Source organism: Curtobacterium sp. ZW137, from assembly GCF_003762905.1.
Classification (GTDB): domain Bacteria; phylum Actinomycetota; class Actinomycetes; order Actinomycetales; family Microbacteriaceae; genus Curtobacterium.
In genome coordinates this window covers 529,329-545,006 of record NZ_RJKS01000001.1, presented here as the reverse complement: position 1 = coordinate 545,006, position 15,678 = coordinate 529,329, and the positions used below count along the sequence as shown (strand labels likewise).

The 15,678-nt window shown below is 71.9% G+C and carries 19 protein-coding genes; 7 read left to right on the top strand and 12 right to left on the bottom strand.

Annotated features, from left to right (window positions below; translation table 11 throughout):
- Window positions 1–2: 2 nt before the first annotated feature.
- From EDF55_RS02545 to EDF55_RS02505, 9 genes are all read right to left on the bottom strand, one after another.
- The gene (locus tag EDF55_RS02545; protein ID WP_123653353.1) at window positions 3–779 is read right to left on the bottom strand and encodes a flagellar biosynthetic protein FliR; all 777 of its coding nucleotides are present in this window, start codon (window positions 777–779) and stop codon (window positions 3–5) included.
- The gene (fliQ, locus tag EDF55_RS02540; protein ID WP_123653352.1) at window positions 779–1,054 is read right to left on the bottom strand and encodes a flagellar biosynthesis protein FliQ; all 276 of its coding nucleotides are present in this window, start codon (window positions 1,052–1,054) and stop codon (window positions 779–781) included. The genes EDF55_RS02545 and fliQ overlap by 1 nt, the downstream gene beginning before the upstream one ends.
- Window positions 1,054–1,821: a flagellar type III secretion system pore protein FliP gene (gene fliP, locus EDF55_RS02535; RefSeq protein WP_260233468.1), complete on the bottom strand. Its 768-nt coding sequence runs from the start codon at window positions 1,819–1,821 to the stop codon at window positions 1,054–1,056. Before fliP ends, fliQ begins: the two co-directional genes overlap by 1 nt.
- 50 nt (window positions 1,822–1,871) lie before the next feature.
- On the bottom strand, window positions 1,872–2,423 hold the full coding sequence (locus tag EDF55_RS02530; RefSeq protein WP_123653350.1) for a flagellar biosynthetic protein FliO: 552 nt from the start codon (window positions 2,421–2,423) through the stop codon (window positions 1,872–1,874).
- Window positions 2,424–2,429: 6 nt separating this feature from the next.
- The gene (gene fliN / locus EDF55_RS02525; protein WP_123653349.1) at window positions 2,430–3,140 is read right to left on the bottom strand and encodes a flagellar motor switch protein FliN; all 711 of its coding nucleotides are present in this window, start codon (window positions 3,138–3,140) and stop codon (window positions 2,430–2,432) included.
- The gene (locus EDF55_RS02520; protein ID WP_123653348.1) at window positions 3,137–4,015 is read right to left on the bottom strand and encodes a flagellar motor switch protein FliM; all 879 of its coding nucleotides are present in this window, start codon (window positions 4,013–4,015) and stop codon (window positions 3,137–3,139) included. Before EDF55_RS02520 ends, fliN begins: the two co-directional genes overlap by 4 nt.
- A 69-nt stretch (window positions 4,016–4,084) precedes the next feature.
- Window positions 4,085–5,023: a flagellar motor protein MotB gene (locus EDF55_RS02515; protein WP_123653347.1), complete on the bottom strand. Its 939-nt coding sequence runs from the start codon at window positions 5,021–5,023 to the stop codon at window positions 4,085–4,087.
- A 2-nt stretch (window positions 5,024–5,025) separates the two neighbouring features.
- The gene (locus EDF55_RS02510) at window positions 5,026–5,859 is read right to left on the bottom strand and encodes a motility protein A (RefSeq protein ID WP_123653346.1); all 834 of its coding nucleotides are present in this window, start codon (window positions 5,857–5,859) and stop codon (window positions 5,026–5,028) included.
- A 1-nt stretch (window position 5,860) separates the two neighbouring features.
- A complete protein-coding gene (locus EDF55_RS02505) occupies window positions 5,861–6,142 on the bottom strand; it encodes a flagellar FlbD family protein (RefSeq protein WP_123653345.1) in 282 nt (93 codons plus the stop codon).
- 208 nt (window positions 6,143–6,350) lie between these two features.
- Between EDF55_RS02505 and EDF55_RS02500 the strand changes: the two genes are divergently transcribed.
- From EDF55_RS02500 to EDF55_RS02485, 4 genes are read left to right on the top strand one after another with little or no spacing between them, the layout of a single operon-like run.
- Window positions 6,351–7,196, top strand: coding sequence for a DUF4397 domain-containing protein (locus EDF55_RS02500; RefSeq protein WP_123653344.1), 846 nt, complete (start codon window positions 6,351–6,353; stop codon window positions 7,194–7,196).
- 26 nt (window positions 7,197–7,222) lie between these two features.
- Entirely contained in the window at window positions 7,223–7,894 is a 672-nt protein-coding gene (locus EDF55_RS02495; RefSeq protein WP_185017066.1) for a class F sortase, read from the top strand.
- Between the two features lie 45 nt (window positions 7,895–7,939).
- Window positions 7,940–8,491, top strand: a complete 552-nt coding sequence (locus tag EDF55_RS02490) for an RNA polymerase sigma factor (RefSeq protein ID WP_123653342.1) — start codon at window positions 7,940–7,942, stop codon at window positions 8,489–8,491.
- Window positions 8,488–9,273, top strand: a complete 786-nt coding sequence (locus EDF55_RS02485) for an anti-sigma factor (RefSeq protein WP_123653341.1) — start codon at window positions 8,488–8,490, stop codon at window positions 9,271–9,273. Before EDF55_RS02490 ends, EDF55_RS02485 begins: the two co-directional genes overlap by 4 nt.
- A gap of 64 nt (window positions 9,274–9,337) precedes the next feature.
- Here the strand turns inward: EDF55_RS02485 and EDF55_RS02480 are convergent, their stop codons facing one another.
- Entirely contained in the window at window positions 9,338–10,927 is a 1,590-nt protein-coding gene (locus EDF55_RS02480) for a Na+/H+ antiporter (RefSeq protein WP_123653340.1), read from the bottom strand.
- A 125-nt stretch (window positions 10,928–11,052) separates the two neighbouring features.
- Between EDF55_RS02480 and EDF55_RS02475 the strand changes: the two genes are divergently transcribed.
- The 3 genes from EDF55_RS02475 to EDF55_RS02465 all read left to right on the top strand — a co-directional run bounded on the left by EDF55_RS02475 (window position 11,053) and on the right by EDF55_RS02465 (window position 13,986).
- Complete coding sequence (locus EDF55_RS02475; RefSeq protein ID WP_123653339.1) at window positions 11,053–11,811, top strand: carboxymuconolactone decarboxylase family protein; 759 nt, start codon at window positions 11,053–11,055, stop codon at window positions 11,809–11,811.
- A gap of 22 nt (window positions 11,812–11,833) precedes the next feature.
- Window positions 11,834–13,033: an MFS transporter gene (locus EDF55_RS02470; protein WP_260235744.1), complete on the top strand. Its 1,200-nt coding sequence runs from the start codon at window positions 11,834–11,836 to the stop codon at window positions 13,031–13,033.
- Window positions 13,034–13,101: 68 nt separating this feature from the next.
- Complete coding sequence (locus EDF55_RS02465; RefSeq protein ID WP_123653338.1) at window positions 13,102–13,986, top strand: aldo/keto reductase; 885 nt, start codon at window positions 13,102–13,104, stop codon at window positions 13,984–13,986.
- 70 nt (window positions 13,987–14,056) lie between these two features.
- On the opposite strand, the gene EDF55_RS02460 is transcribed toward EDF55_RS02465, so the two are convergent.
- A complete protein-coding gene (locus EDF55_RS02460; protein WP_123653337.1) occupies window positions 14,057–14,704 on the bottom strand; it encodes a dihydrofolate reductase family protein in 648 nt (215 codons plus the stop codon).
- Between the two features lie 33 nt (window positions 14,705–14,737).
- The gene (locus EDF55_RS02455; protein WP_123653336.1) at window positions 14,738–15,607 is read right to left on the bottom strand and encodes a carbohydrate kinase; all 870 of its coding nucleotides are present in this window, start codon (window positions 15,605–15,607) and stop codon (window positions 14,738–14,740) included.
- Window positions 15,608–15,678: the final 71 nt, after the last annotated feature.

Sequence of the window (15,678 nt, the reverse complement as noted above, 5' to 3'; positions counted from 1 at the left end):
GCTCACCCCCTCCCCGTGATCGCCTGCACGGCGTCACCGGTCAGGCTGGACACGACGGACGGCAGCGCCATGAAGAGCGCCCCGGCGAAGATGACGGTCAGGCCGATCTTGATCGGGAAGCCCATCTGGAAGGCGTTGAGCGCCGGCGCGACCCGGGTGAGGAGCCCCAGGCCGACGTCGGCGAGGAAGAGCACGACGACGAGCGGGCCGGCGATCTGCAGCGTCGCGAGGAACATCTGGGACAGCGCGGCGACGAGGAGGCCGGCGACCCCACCGAGCGCGAACGACCCGACGTGCCCGTCGGAGGTGACGAGCGGCACCGCGTCGAACGACCGGACGAGGCCGCCGACGATCAGCTGGTACCCACCCGAGGCGAACAGCAGCGCGAGCGCCGCCATCTGGAACAGCCGGGTGAACTGCGCACCGTTCACCTGGGACTGCGGGTCGTATGCCTGCGCGAGCGTGAACCCGCCGAACAGGTCGATGAGCGCACCGGCGGACTGCACGGCCGCGAACACCAGGTACACGAGGAACCCGAGCACCAGACCGACGACGAGCTGTGTGACGAGGGCCACGAGGAACGGGCCCGTGTCGAGCGAGACGTACCCGGCGGTCACCCGCGGTGCGACGCCGATGGCGAGCCCCAGCGCGAGGATGAGCTTCACGGTGTTCGGGAACGCCTTGTACGAGAACGGCGGCGCGATGAGGAAGAACGCGATCATCCGGACCCCGGCCAGCATCGTGCCCTCGAGGGAGTCGAAGTCGATGGCCAGTTCCATCAGCCGACCCCGAGGAGCTTCGGGATCTGGTCGAACGCGAAGTGCGTGAACCCGATCATCTCCGAGATCATCCAGTTGCCGCAGACCACGAGCGCGATCGCGACCGCGAGGGCCTTCGGCACGAAGGAGAGCGTGACCTCCTGGATCTGCGTCACGGACTGGAAGAGCGAGATGGCGAAGCCCACCACGAGGGACGTCACGAGGACGGGGGCAGCGAGCTTCCCCGCGACGAGGAGCGCCTGCAGGACGAGGTCGATGACGGCTTGCTGGTCCATCAGTGCACCACCTGGTAGCTCTCGATGAGCGACTTGATGATGAGCCCCCACCCGTCGACGAGCACGAACAGCAGGATCTTGAACGGCAGCGAGATCATCACCGGCGGGAGCATCATCATGCCCATCGACATCAGCGCCGCGGAGACCACGAGGTCGATGACGAGGAACGGGATGAAGATGACGAACCCGATGATGAACGCGCTCCGGAGCTCGGAGATGATGAACGCCGGGATCACCGTCGTCATCGGGACCGCGTCGAGGTCCTTCGGGTTCGCGAGTCCCGCGGCACGGGTGATCAGCGCCAGGTCCTCGTCCCGCGTCTGGTGCAGCATGAACGTCCGGAGCGGCTTCGTGCCGATGTCGACGGCCTGCTGGAAGTCGAGGTGCCCGGCGAGGTAGGGCTGCAGCGCGTCGTCGTTGATGTGCCCGATCACGGGTGCCATCACGAACAGCGACAGGAAGAGCGCGAGCCCGGCGATCACCTGGTTCGGCGGGATCGACTGCAGACCGAGCGCGTTCCTGGTCATCGCGAGGACGACGAAGATCTTCGTGAACGACGTCATCATGAGCAGCAGCGCCGGTGCGACGCTGAGCAGCGTGATGCCGATGAGCGTCACGACGGCGGAGGACGGCGCGCCGTCCGGACCGTTCACGCTGACCGAGAAGCCGCCCGTGGCAGGGGCGGTCGGGGTGGCCGGCGCGGTCGGCTCGACGACGCCGGCCGCATGCGCACCGGTCGCCGTCAGCATCAGGAACCCGGCGACCATCGCCACGCCGAGGACGGCGAGCAGCAGCAGACGCCCGGTCCGCGCGGCGGTCACCCGGCCCGCCGGTTGCGCACGGCGGCAGCCGCCTGGCGCCAGGTGTCCACGGAGAGGATCGAGCCCTGCAGCTGCGCGGAAGTGGGGACGGCGACGGCGCGTCGGCTGCGGTTGCGGGGACGCATCGGGAGCTCGGACGGGAGGCTGGGTGCGGCCTGGTCCTGCTTGTCCAGCTCGGCACGGAACGCGTCGGCGGACGCGGCCGGGGCGGTCGGCTCCGGCGCGACGGGTCGCGGCACGCTCGGCAGCACGACGGGACCCGTGACGATGGTCAGTTCCGGCGCGGGCGCGGCACCGCTCGTGAGCAGGCTCACGCCGTGCTCGGTCACGCCGAGCACCAGGCGCTCACCCTCGACGTCCACCACGACGACGCTCGCCTTGCCACCGATCCCCTGCCGGGCGACGACCTCCACGGCGGCGGACCGACGGCCCTTCGCCTTGGTCCAGCCGAGCTGCCCCTTGGACACGCGGCGGTGCAGCACCCACATCAGGGCGAGCACGACGCCGAGCGAGAGCGCGACGCGGAGGGTGATGACGAGCGTGTCCACGACGGATCAGACCGTCTCGGCGACGTCGAGGATCTTGGTGATGCGGACGGCGTAGTCCTGGTCCACGACGACGACCTCGCCGTGCGCGATGAGCCGGCCGTTGAGCAGGACGTCGGCGGGCGCGCCGGCCGAGCGGTCGAGTTCGACGACGGCGCCCGGCTCCATGCCGAGGACGTCGCGGACGGACATCCGGGTGCGGCCGATCTCCACCGTCAGGGTCATCTCGACGTTGTTGATCCGACCGAGGTTCCCGGTCGGGATCGACGCCGCCGGCGCCGCGGGCGTGCCGATGGTGCCGTTCTCCCGGATCCGGATGGCGAACCAGCCACCGGGCAGGCCACCGGCGGTGAGCTCGAAGACGACCGTCTCCGGGTCGGCGAACAGCGACGCGGCGGACTCGCGGCGGGCCTCGCCGAGGACCCCGACGCCGAGGACCGACGCGGCGGCCTCGAGCGACGGGCGGAGCACGTCGGTGACGGCGACCAGACCGTGGTCGGTGCCACCGGCCGCGGCGATCGCGTCGAGGTCCGTCAGGACCACCGCGACGTCCGCGGAGAGGCCACCGACGAAGGACGCGACCACACCGTCGACCGCAGCCTCCAGGACGGCGGGGGTCGAGCCTCCCGGCATGGTCAGCGCGCGGAGGGGAGCCGCCGTCGGGAGCTGCGCGACGAGTGCCTCGGCGGCACCGGAGTGGAGGGTGGTGGTGGCGGTCATGCGAGGGGCTCCGATGTGGTGGTGACGACGATCCCGGCGAGGCGCGACCCGTTCGCGCCGACGGCGGCGGTGCCGACGGGCTCGCCGTCGACCGTGATGGTGAGGGGGCGGTGCTGCGGGTGCGGCAGCGGCAGCACGTCGCCGACGGCGAGTCGCAGGACCTGCGACGGCAGCACCGTCGCGGGGGCGAGGCGCAGCGAGACGCCCACCGGGACGCCGGCGAGCTGCGCGTCGAGGAGCGCGCGGGCGTCGGCGGCGGACACCGACGCGGCGGCCTCTCCGAGCTGCGGGAGGATCGCTTCCGCCGGGAGCGCGAGCGTGCCGGGGGCGATCCGGTCCCCGACGCGGATGCTGAACGACGCGACGATCATCAGGTCGCCCTTCTGGGCGGCCTGGGCGAACTGGCTGTTGTACTGGAACCCGCCGACCGTGACGTCGTGGGCGAGGAGCCCGCCGAACGAGTAGCGGAGGTCGTCGAGGGCGTCCTCGACGATCTTCCGGACCAGGGCCTGCTCGATGGGCGTGAAGGTGCGCTCCGGGGTCGGCAGCGGCTTCGAGGCGCCGAGCGCGTGCGACACCCAGGTCAGGGCGGCGTCGAGCGGGACCTGCAGCACGCCCTTCGGGGTCGTGTCGGCGATCGGCAGGAGTGCCATGCCGGTGAGCGCGGGCAGCGACGCGGCGTACTCGTCGTACGTCATCATCTGCACCTGCTCGCAGGTGACCTGGCTGACGACGCGGACCTTCGCGGTCAGCTGCGTGCCCCACTGCCTGGCGAACGTCTCGAAGGCGAGCTCGAGCACCCGGGCGTGCTCGCGGGCGAGCGTCGACGGGCGCGCGAAGTCGTACACCTCGGGCGCTGGCAGGGTCTCGGTCACGGGTGGGTCTATCGGTTCGCTGAGTACCACCCGTCAGTGCTGTACCCCGTTCTGGGGCGGTCGTGTTCCCTAGCCCGTCGCTGCTCCGTCCTGCGCGGCGGCCAGTGCCGGCATCAGCTTGCTGACGTCCTGGTCCTGGTTCGAGAGCACCACGATGTCGACCCGGCGGTTCAGTGCGAGGTCCGCGTCGGTGCCGCCCTTCGCGAGCGGCCGGCTCGACCCGAAGCCGACGCTCTGGATGTGCTCCCCCGGCATCCCGCCCCGCTCGACCAGGTCGCGGAGCACCCCGGTCGCGCGGGCCGCGCTGAGCTCCCAGTTCGTGGCGTACGGCGCGGTCGAGTTCCGCTGGTCCGCGTGCCCCTCGACGCTGACGTCGTGGTGCGCGGTCTTCAGCACCGGGGCGATCGCGTCCATGATCCGCTTCGCCTGGTCGGAGAGGTCCGCGCTGTTCGTGCCGAAGTACGTCTCGCTGCCGACGAGCCGGACGATGAGCCCGCGGGCGTCGACCGTGAACTGCACGTTCGAGGTCTGCCCGATCTCGTCCAGGTTCCCGGTGATCGCCTCCTGGATCGCCTTCAGGTCGTCGAGCTCCTTCTCCGCTGCGGCGACGTCCTGCTTGGTCGCCGTCGCCGGCACCACCGTCGACGCGGGATCGGCGTTGGTGTCCTCCGCTCCGGACGCGGCCGTGGAGTGGTCCGCCTTCGCGTCGTCGACGGAGTAGCCCTTGCCGTCCGTGACCTCGTTCTTCTTCACGACGGTGCCGCTGGCGGTGTCGACCTTCTTCGTCTCGACCTCACCGAACCCGGTGGCGAGGGACGTCTTCAGCGCGATGTACTTCTGCTGGTCGACGGTGGACATCGCGAAGAGCACGAGGAACATGCACATCAGCACCGTGATCATGTCCATGTAGGACGCCATCCAGCGCTCGTCGGGGTGCTCGGCCTCGTCGTGGCCGCCCTTCTTCCGGCCGCCGCGACCGCGTCCGTGCCCGCGGGGGTTCGCGCTCATGCTCAGGCCGCCAGCTGCTGGTCGTCGGCGTCGTCGGCGTTCTTCCCGCCCTTGCCGCCCTTGCCCTTGGCCGCCGCCGGGTCGTTGCGCGCCGCGGGCGGGACCATCGCCTTGAGCCGCTCACCGAGGAGGCGGGGCTGGCTGCCGGCCTGGACTGCGAGGAGCCCCTCCATCAGGAGCGTCTGGCGGTCGGACTCCAGCTGCGCGAGCTTGCGGAGCTTGCCGCCGATCGGCAGCCAGAGGAAGTTCGCGGTGAGGAGACCCCAGAGCGTCGCGACGAAGGCGCTCGCGATGAGGGGACCGAGCTCGTCCGGCTTGCCGAGGTTCGCGAGCACGTGGGTCAGCGACACGACGGTGCCGATGATGCCGACGGTCGGTGCGAACCCGCCGAGGCCCATGAAGAACGCGCTCGCGCTCCGGACCGGGGCGGCGTTGGACTCGATCTCGTCCTCGAGCAGGATCCGGAGCTCGTCGCCGTCGGTGCCGTCCGCGATGTTCTGCAGCGCCTTCTTCATGAACGGGTCGTCGTGCTTGTCGGCCTCCTGCTCGAGCGCGAGGAGCCCGTTCGCGCGGGCGGTCTCGGCCAGGCCCACGACGTCGTCGATGACCGACGCCGGCGGGGTGACCTTGCCGGTGAACGCCTTCGGCACGGCCTTGAAGCTCGCGATGGCGTCCTTCAGCGTGGTGCTCGCGATGCCGCAGCCGATGGTGGCGCCGAACACGAGCAACATCGGCGCCGGGAGGAACAGCCCGGAGATCTCCACGTGCTCCATCTCGACCATGCCGAAGAGGGCACCGAAGGCCAGGAGGATGCCGACGATCGTCGCGATGTCCATCTCAGCGACCCCCGTCCTGCGCACGGATCGGGGCGACCGGGGCGAGCGTCGGCTGGGGGCCGGTCGTGCCGGTCACGGTGCGGGGCTCGGCGCCGTAGGCCATCGTGACGATGCGGGCGCGGTACGCGGCGATCCGCTCGATGACCTCGGCCATCGACTCGCGGACGATGTACTTCGCGCCGTCGACCATGATGAGCGTCGTGTCCGGCGTCTCCTGGATGCGCTCCACGAGATCGGGGTTGACAGCGAATCCGCTGCCGTTGAGTCGTGTGACGACGATCATGGCCCGTCCTTGGTGTTCTTCGTCCCCGCCGCCGTCCGTGGGGCAGGGTGTCCGACCACCCGTCCGTGGGTGGTCAGTGCGCTCTATCGGCCGGAGCCCGGTGGCCGTAAGCGCGTTCGTGTGCACGGGTGCATCCAGGCGGGGTCCCCGGCCGGTAGTGGAGGTGAGCGTCGATGACGACGTCTCCACCCGATCCAGGAGGAACACCATGCGGAAGAACCTCGTCACCGGCATCGGCGCCGGTGCACTGCTCACGGCGCTCGCGCTCGTGGTCCCCGCGACCGCCGCAACTGCGGCCGCCGGCGACGCCACGCTCTCCGTCCTGCACGCCGTCCCCGGCACAACCGTCGACGTGTACCTCGACGGCGCCCGCGCACTCGACGACTTCACGCCGGGCACCATGGCCGGCCCGATGATGGTCCCCTCGGGTGCCCACACCCTGGCGATCACCGCGAGTGACGCCACCGACGACTCCAAGCCGATCATCGGCCCGGCCGACGTCTCCTTCACCGCCGGCGGGAACTACACCGCCGTCGCCCACCTGAAGGCCGACGGTGACCCGACCGCCACCGTCTTCACCAACGACACCTCCGCGGTCCCCGCGGGACAGGGTCGGCTCGTCGTCCGGCACGTCGCCGCAGCACCCGCGGTCGACGTGCTGGCCGGCGGGAAGGCCGTCGTGTCGAACCTGTCCAACCCGGACGAGAAGGCACTGGTGCTCGCGGCCGGGACCGTCTCGGCCACGGTGGCCGCGACCGGCACGACCGCTCCGGTGATCGGCCCGGCGGACGTCGCCGTGCAGGCCGGCGCCGACACCATCGTGTACGCCTGGGGCAGCCTCGACGACAAGAACCTGGCGCTCGCCACCCAGACCGTGACCGGACTCGGCGGTGACCCGAACGGCGTGCCGGCCGGGAACGCCGGACTCGTCGCGACGAACCGCTCCGACACCACCCCGCTCGCGATCGGCGGCGCAGCCGTCCTCCTCGCCGGGCTGGTGCTCGTGGTCCTGCGACGACGCGCGACCGTCGCCGCACGGAACGCACGGCCCTGACCGTGCGCACGAGGGTCGGGACGGCGGTGGCGATCCCCCTTGCCGCCACCGTCGTCCTGGCCTGCCTCACCGGGTGCTCGTCGGCGGATCGGGTCCCCGGCGAGCACCCGCTCCCGACCGTCGTCCCGTCGGCGGCACCGTCCGCCTCCTCGTCGGCGGCGCCGTCCGCCTCCTCGTCGGCGGCGCCGTCCGCCTTCTCATCAGCGGTCCCCCGCCACGACGCCGCGCTCCCCGACGACGTCCCCACCGTCGCCGCCCCGGTGCGGATCACCGTCGACCGGGTCGGCATCGACCAACCGGTCCGACCGGAGGGTGTCGACGCGACCGGCGAGATGGCCCTGCCGTCGGACCCCGCCGTCGCCGGGTGGTACCGGTACGGCGCCGGCCCCGCCTCGGGCACCGGGTCCACCGTCATCGCCGCACACGTCGACGCGGTCGGGTACGGGATCGGCCCGTTCGCGCACCTCGTCGACGTCCCCGCCGGGACGCCGATCACCCTCACCGACGCCGCCGGCACGACCACGCAGTACGCCGTCACGACGGTCTCCCTGCTCCGGAAGACCGGGGTGCCATGGCCGAGCATCTTCGACCGGGACGGGCCACGACGGCTCGTGCTCGTCACCTGCGGCGGCGACTTCGACACGACGACGCACCACTACCTGAGCAACCTCGTGGTCACCGCGACGCCGACGAACTAGCATCGCGACAGGAGCCCCGTGGCCCCCGGAAGGCATCACGACGACGTGACCACCACCACACCCGACGACAGCGACCTCGCCGACGCGTTCGGCAGCGGTGACGAGCGCGTCCTCCGGGCGGTCTACGAACGGTGGTCGGCCCTCGTGCACACCCTGGCCCTGCGGTCCCTCGGGGACGTCGCAGCGGCCGAGGACGTCACCCAGCAGGTCTTCGTCCGGGCCTGGCGGCATCGCGACACCTACCATCCGGAACGCGCACCGCTCGGCGCGTGGCTCGTCGGGATCACCCGGAACTGCATCGCCGACGCCCACGCCGACCGTGCCCGCAGTGCACGGCTCGCCCACGCCGTCGCCGACTCGGAGGCGACGACCCCCGAAACGACCGACGACACCGACGGACTGGCCGAACGGATGCTCGTCGCCGGGGAGCTCGACCGGCTCGACGAGGTCCCCCGGACGGTGCTGCGACTGGCGTTCTACGAGGAACTCAGCCACCGTGAGATCGCCGAACGGCTCGGGCTGCCGCTCGGCACCGTCAAGAGTCACATCCGTCGCGGACTGGCTCGGCTCCGAACGAGGTTGGAGGTGATCGAATGACCCACATCGACGAGGAGACCCTCGCGCTGCTCGCCATCGGCGACGTCGGGCCCTCCGGGGCGGAAGCGGAGCACCTGTCCGGGTGTGCCGAGTGCCGTGGCGAGCTGACCGACCTCCGGCGGGTGGTGACGCTCGCGAAGTCCTCGCACGGGGTCGACCTCGAGCCGCCATCGCCCCGGGTGTGGGATCGCATCGCGACCGAGCTCGGTTTCGAGGAGCAGCCCGCCGCTGCTGCTGCGCCTGCCGCTGCTGCCGCGCATGCCGCTCCTGGTGCGGCCGTGCCCGACGTCGCGCCGCGCCGCCGTGTCGCGCGGCTCCGTCGCCGCACCGTCCTGCTCGTCACCGCGGCGACGGGGGTCGTCGGGCTCGTGCTCGGACTCGGCATCGGGGCGTTCGCCTTCGGCAGCCGCCCCGACCAGCCCACCACCGACGCCGCCGTGGTCTCCCGCACCGCGCTCGCGCCGCTCCCCGGGTGGACCGGCGCGAAGGGCAGCGCTGCGTTGGAGCGCGGGAGCGACGGGCGGCTCACGCTCGTGATCGACGTCGACCCGCGCGCGGCGGAGGGGGACGCACCGCTCCGCGAGGTCTGGATGATGCGCGGCGACCTGTCGGGCCTGGTCAGTGTCGGGTTCCTCGACGGCGACCGGGGTCGGTTCACGGTACCGACGGGCGTCGACCCGTCGCGTTACCCGGTGGTCGACGTGTCCGCCGAGCCCGACGACGGGGACCCCGCGCACTCGGGCGACTCCGTCGTCCGCGGGACGCTGCGCGCCGGCCGCTGAGCCGCGGCGCGGCGGCGTTGCCGCCAGTGCCGGTGCCGCTGCCAGTGCCGGTGCCGGTGCTGCGTCAGTCGCGCTCGCCCTGGCGCAGCAGGCGGGTCTCCTCGGCGTCGTACTCGGCACGGACCTGGCGGAGCACGAGGTCGTCGATGTCGCCGTCGTCCCGCATCCGGAGCACCGTCGACGCCTTGAGCCGCACGAGCGCGAGCTCCAGTTCGACCGCGGCGCCGCGCTGCTGCAGGAGCGGGTGCTCGTCGTCGTCGCTCTGCTCGGCCCGCACGAGCGCCAGGTGCCCCTCGTAGTCGGCGCGGATGCGCTGCACGACCTCGTCGTCGACACCGGAGCGCTTGGCGAGCTTCGGGAGCGCCTCGAGCGCTTCCTCGATGGCCCGACGTTCCGCGAGCCGACGCTCCTCGACCACCTCGTGACTGCCGCCGAAGTCCGCCCACCGCACCACCGCGGGGAGGACGAGCGACTGTCCAACGATCGTCACGACGACCACGCCAGCGACGACGAAGACGATGAGGTCCCGGTCCGGGAACGCAGCGCCGCTCTCCACCATCCGCGGCACCGCGACCGCCGCCGCGAGCGACACCGCGCCGCGGAACCCGGTGAAGCCGCTCACCACGCGGTCGCGGTGTCCTTCGCGCGGTGAACCCCCGGTCCGCAGGGTGACGAGCCGGACCGCACCCCACGACAGGTTGAGGAAGGCGAAGCGGAGCACCACGACGGCCAGTGAGACGAGTCCGATCATGCCGAGGCCGACGAGCAGTTCGTGCCCTTCGAGTGCCCGCACCGAGATCGTCGCTTCGATCCCGACGAGCACGAACAGCGCACCGTTGAGCAGGAACGTCGCGAAGGACCAGAACGACCGGACCTGCTGCCGGGTCTCGGCGCGGTCGAGCTTCGGGGCGACCTGACTCACGACGAGCCCCGCCACGACGACGGCCAGCACGCCGGAGGCCCCGATCGCCTCGGCAGCGAGGAACGCCACGAACGGCACCAGGAGCGTCAGCAGGTTCTCCAGCAGCACCGCGTCCACGCGTCGGAGCACGAGCATCCCGAGCCACGACACCAACAGCCCCGCCGCGATGCCGCCGACGTAGGACAGCAGCAGCATGCCGGAGACGTTCCACACGGTGAGCGTCTGCTCCCCCGCGGTCACCGCCACCGCGATGCCGTAGATGACGAGGGTCGTACCGTCGTTCACGAGGCTCTCGGCGCGGAGCACCGTCGTGTTCCGCCGCGGCAGGGACCGGGTCAGCGCACCGACCGCCGTAGCGTCGGTCGGCGCGACGGCCGCACCGAGCACCCACGCAGGACCCCACGGCATCCCGAGCAGGTGCAGGAGCGTCGCGACCCCGCCGGCCGTCAGCACGACGAGCAGGGTGCCCATGAGCAGGATCCCGCGGAAGTTCGCGCGGATCTCCCGGAGCGAGATGGTCAGGCTCTCCCAGTAGAGCAGCGCGGGCAGGAACAGGAGCAGCACCGCGTCGGCGGGGAGTTCGACCTTCGTGAACACGGGGATGAAGGCGATGCCGGCGCCGAAGGCCAGGAGCAGGACGGGCGGAGCGATGCGCAGCCGCCCGGAGACGGCCGTTGCGACCGCGATCGCCGTGGCGAGCACGACGACGAGTTCGGGTGCGATGAGTTCCATGGACCTCAGAGCCTGGCAGGCGGTGCCTGTGCGCGGGCGGCGGCGCGTCGATCGAGCTGTGCCCGGCCGTTCCGTGTACCGGCAGAGCACCCCTCGCGGGGCCGGGCGCTCGTAGCGTGGCGGACATGCCAGCGAACGACGCCGCACGACGCGAGCACGACACCCTGTTCCCCGCCCACCGCTCCACGCTCGCCGAGACCGACCCCGAGTTCGTGGCCTCCTTCGACGACTTCGCGTTCGACGAGACGCTCCGTGCGGCATCGATCAGCCGCCACCACCGGCTCGTCGTCCAGCTCGGTGCCGTGATCGCCGTCGGCGCGCAGCACGAGTTCCGGGTGCTGCTCGGGGCCGCACTGGACAACGAGGTGACCCCGGTCGAGGTGAAGGAGGTCGTGTACCAGGCGGTCGCGTACGTCGGCATCGCCCGGGTCGTGGACTTCCTGCACATCACGAACGAGGTCCTCACCGCCCGTGGCGTCGAGCTGCCGCTGCCCGGCCAGTCGACCACCACGCCCGAGACCCGGTTCGACGTCGGCAGGGCCGAGCAGACCGCGATCGTGGGCGACCGCGTGGACGCGATGTACGCGAACGCCCCGGCGGACGCCGTGCACTTCCAGCGGTTCCTGTCGGCGAACTGCTTCGGGGACCACTACACACGCACCGGACTCGACGTGCGGACGCGTGAACTCCTGACGTTCGCGATGCTCGTCGGGCTCGGCGGCGCCGACAACCAGGTCAAGGGCCACGTCGCGGCGAACCTGCACGTCGGGAACACCCGGGCCGATCTGCTCGACGTCCTCACCGTGCTGGTGCCCTTCATCGGGTACCCCCGCACACTGAACGGCCTGGCCGCCGTCGACGAGGTTGCTCCCCCGGCAGCGTGACCCGCTGTGGGAGAGTGGTGCCGTGGACACCACGGCGGCGCCGCCCTCGACCCGACGACACCGTCTGGCGCTCTTCGCGACGTCGACCATGACCGGGTTCGGCATCGCGTCCTGGGTCACCCGGACGCCGGCCGTCCGTGAGGACCTCGGCGCGTCGATCGAGGCGATGGGCTTCGTCCTCTTCGGGCTCTCGATCGGCTCGATGCTCGGGATCCTCAGCGCAGGCGCGCTCATCCGCCGGCTCGGGACCCGCCCACTCGTCCTCGTCGGCGCAGCCCTGCCGGTGGTCGGGATCTTGCTGGTCGGGCTGTCCGCGCCGGCGCAGGTCACCGTGGGTGTCTGGGCCGGCCTGTTCCTGGTCGGCTTCGGCGCCGGGGTCGCGGAGATCGGCCTGAACGTCGAGGCCGCCGCGGTCGAGCGGCTCACCGACCGCCCGGTCGTCCCGGTGCTGCACGCGTGCTTCAGCCTGGGGACGGTCGCGGGCGGCATCGTCGGCATCGCGATGACCGCCGCCCATGTCCCGGTCATCGTGCACCTCCCGATCGCCGCGCTCGTGATGGCGGGCCTCGCGGCGTTCGCGGCGACGAACCTCCGGCCGCTGCCCCGAGCGGAACCCGCCGTCGACGTCGATGCGCCGCGGTCGACGACCACCATCCGCAGGTCGGTCGTCACCATGCAGCTCGTGTTCATCGCGGTGATCACGCTGGCGATGGCGTTCGCCGAGGGTGCCGCGAGCGACTGGCTCCCGCTCCTCATGACGAGCGACCACGACGCCCCGGAGGTCCTCGGCTCCCTCGTCTTCACCGGCTTCGCGCTCGCCATGCTCATCGGCCGCTCCGCCGGGACGCCGCTGGTCACCCGGTTCGGCCGCGGCGCCGTGGTGCGCGCGTGCGCCGTGGTCGGCGTCGTCGGGGTGCTGGTCGTCGTGGTCTCCCCGTCACCGTTCGTGACCGCCGGCGCCGCCGTGGTGTGGGGGCTCGGCATCGCCCTCGGCTTCCCCCTGGCGGTGTCCGCGGCCGGCGACCACCCGACCGACGGCGACCGGCGCGTGTCCGTCGTCGCCACCGCCGGGTACATCGCCTTCCTCGTCGGGCCGCCCGCACTCGGCTTCCTCGGTGAGCACCTCGGGTTGCGCGTCGCGATGCTCGTGCCCGCGGCGCTGCTGGCGATCACGATCGTGATCGCGTCCGCCGCCGGCCGGCAGCGCGCCGACGCGCAGTAGGGCGCCCCGGGGAGACAGGTACCGACAGAGCCCTCCACACTGCCGGTCGCGGTCCTAGCGTCGGACACATGGACAACATCACGCTCAACAACGGCGTCCAGCTCCCCCCGATCGGCTTCGGCGTCTTCCAGAGTTCCCCCGAGGACACGGTCGACGCGGTGCGCACCGCACTGGAGGTCGGCTACCGCCACATCGACACCGCCGCCGCGTACGGCAACGAGCGCCAGGTCGGCGAGGGCATCCGCGCCTCCGGTGTCGACCGGGACGACATCGTCATCGAGACCAAGATCTGGGTCTCCGACTACGGGTACGACAAGACCCTGCACGCGTTCGAGAAGGCGACCCGCAAGCTCGGCTTCGACACGGTCGACGTGCTGATCCTGCACCAGCCCGCACCCGACCGCTTCGACCGGACGGTGCAGGCGTACCGGGCACTCGAGCGCCTGTACGCCGACGGCCGGGTCCGCGCGATCGGCGTGAGCAACTTCATGCCGCACCACCTCCGCTCCCTCCTCGAGCAGACCGACGTCATCCCGGCGCTCAACCAGGTCGAGCTGCACCCGTACTTCACGCAGCCCGACGTCCAGCGCGCCGACGCCGAGCACGGCATCCTCGACCAGGCGTGGTCCCCGATCGGCGGGATCACGTTCTACCCGGGCTTCGGCGACGAGCGGGTGAGCGTCCTGGACGACCCGACGATCGGCGCGATCGCCGAAGCGCACGGCAGGACGCCGGCGCAGGTGATGCTCCGCTGGCACGTCCAGCAGGGTCGGAACGCGATCCCGAAGTCGACGAACCCGGGTCGCATCGCGGAGAACTTCGCGGTGTTCGACTTCACGCTCGCCGACGAGGAACTCGCCGCACTCGACGCCCTCGACACCGGTCGCCGCAACGGGCCCGACCCGGACGGCGCCGACACGTCACGCTTCGAACGGGTCATCCCCGAGGACTGAGAACCCGACGACCGGCGAGCCGGAAGGCAGGCGACCCGACGGCTGGCGAGCCCGGAGACCGGCGGTGCGCTCAGCCACGCCGGTCGAACGTCAGGTGCACGACGCCCGACGGTGACGCCTCGGTCCTGATGTCGAACCGGTCCTCCAGTCCCTCGAGCCCGTCCCACAGCCGCTCCCCACGCCCGAGCACGATCGGCACCACCACCACGTGGAGGTGGTCGATCAGGTCGGCGGCCAGGAACGACCGCACCGTCTCGACCCCGCCGCCGATGCGGACGTCGGTTCCCGGAGCGGCCGCGCGGGCAACGGCCAGCGCTTCCGCCGGCGTTGCGTCCACGAACTGGAACGTCGTCCCGCCGGCCATGGTCAGGGTCTCGCGCGGGTGGTGGGTGAGGACCACGACGGGCGTGTGGAACGGCGGGTCCTCGCCCCACCAGCCCTTCCAGTCGTCATCGGTCCACGGCCCCCGCTCGGGCCCGAACTTGTTCCGGCCCATGATCTCCACGCCGATGCCGGGACCCCAGGCCCGCGCGTACTCGTCGTCGAGGCCGGTCTCCCCGCCCGGTGCCCCCTGCATCGCGCGGAACGTCGCGGTCGCCGCGAACCAGGACATGAGGCGACCGTCGGCGTGGCCGAACGGCCGCTCGAGCGACTGCTCGGCCCCCGTGCCGTACCCGTCGAGCGAGACCGCGAAGTTGTGCACCCTGACCTTCGACATGCCGCCACCCTAGGCCCACCCGCGCAGCGCGGGTCAGGCCGGCAGCTCGTCCCGCCGCGGCGGATCGGCTCCGGGACGGGACACCGTCACCCGAGCGCAGGCGAGCGCGTGCGCAGCGAGCGCTTCGAGATCGTCGGAGAAGGTCGACCCAGCAGCCAGGACCCCGTCGAGCAGTCCGGCCGTGAACGAGTCCCCCGCGCCGATCGCGTCGACCACCTCGACCCGGGGTGCCGGGACGACGATGCGGCGCGAGGCGTTCGCGAGCGCACACCCGTTCCCCCCGAGTGTGACGGCGGCCACCGTCGCGCCGGAGTCCAGCAGTCCGTCGAGCACCGCATCGACGTCCCGGTCCGGCCAGAGCCAGGCGGCGTCCTCGTCACTGAGCTTCACGACGTCCGCCTCGGCGAGCAGCGGTGCGAGCGCGGAACGCACCGCCGCTGCGTCGGGCGTGATCGACGGGCGCACGTTGGGGTCGATGGACACGAGCGTCCCGGGTGCGCGACGCCGCACCGCGTCGAGCACGGATGCGGCGCCCGGTTCGAGCACCGCACCGATCGACCCGACGTGGACCATCGGTGTCCCCGCGGGGACGGACACGGGATCCAGTCGCCAGTCCAGGTCGAACACGTACGTCGCAGCGCCGTCCCCGTCGATCGTGGCGACCGCGGTGGACGTGCGGTCGATCGTGGTCGCGTCCAGCTCGACGCCACTCGCGCCGACGTGCGCGCGGATCACCGCACCCCGCTCGTCGTGGCCGAGCGCGCACACGAGTCGGGCTGCCACACCGAGGCGCGCGAGCCCGACCGCCGCGTTCATCGGGCTGCCGCCCGGGTGCTCGACACGGCCGTCGGGCCGGTCGACCACGTCGACGAGTGCTTCACCGATGACGACGACGGGGTTCATGTGCCCACCTTCCCAGGAACGGCTGACGGTGGTGACCAGGGCGGACGGGAGGCCCGGTGCGGGCCGGCACC

Bases quoted from the DNA above. Each gene is read 5' to 3' on its own strand.
- EDF55_RS02480 (WP_123653340.1), bottom strand. From the start codon at position 10,927: ATGGAACTCATCGCACCCGAACTCGTCGTCGTGCTCGCCACGGCGATC.
- EDF55_RS02475 (WP_123653339.1), top strand. From the start codon at position 11,053: ATGCCAGCGAACGACGCCGCACGACGCGAGCACGACACCCTGTTCCCC.
- EDF55_RS02500 (WP_123653344.1), top strand. From the start codon at position 6,351: ATGCGGAAGAACCTCGTCACCGGCATCGGCGCCGGTGCACTGCTCACG.
- fliN (WP_123653349.1), bottom strand. From the start codon at position 3,140: ATGACCGCCACCACCACCCTCCACTCCGGTGCCGCCGAGGCACTCGTC.
- EDF55_RS02505 (WP_123653345.1), bottom strand. From the start codon at position 6,142: ATGATCGTCGTCACACGACTCAACGGCAGCGGATTCGCTGTCAACCCC.
- EDF55_RS02460 (WP_123653337.1), bottom strand. From the start codon at position 14,704: ATGTCGAAGGTCAGGGTGCACAACTTCGCGGTCTCGCTCGACGGGTAC.
- EDF55_RS02545 (WP_123653353.1), bottom strand. From the start codon at position 779: ATGGAACTGGCCATCGACTTCGACTCCCTCGAGGGCACGATGCTGGCC.
- EDF55_RS02510 (WP_123653346.1), bottom strand. From the start codon at position 5,859: ATGGACATCGCGACGATCGTCGGCATCCTCCTGGCCTTCGGTGCCCTC.
- fliQ (WP_123653352.1), bottom strand. From the start codon at position 1,054: ATGGACCAGCAAGCCGTCATCGACCTCGTCCTGCAGGCGCTCCTCGTC.
- EDF55_RS02465 (WP_123653338.1), top strand. From the start codon at position 13,102: ATGGACAACATCACGCTCAACAACGGCGTCCAGCTCCCCCCGATCGGC.
- EDF55_RS02515 (WP_123653347.1), bottom strand. From the start codon at position 5,023: ATGAGCGCGAACCCCCGCGGGCACGGACGCGGTCGCGGCGGCCGGAAG.
- EDF55_RS02455 (WP_123653336.1), bottom strand. From the start codon at position 15,607: ATGAACCCCGTCGTCGTCATCGGTGAAGCACTCGTCGACGTGGTCGAC.
- EDF55_RS02485 (WP_123653341.1), top strand. From the start codon at position 8,488: ATGACCCACATCGACGAGGAGACCCTCGCGCTGCTCGCCATCGGCGAC.
- fliP (WP_260233468.1), bottom strand. From the start codon at position 1,821: ATGGTCGCCGGGTTCCTGATGCTGACGGCGACCGGTGCGCATGCGGCC.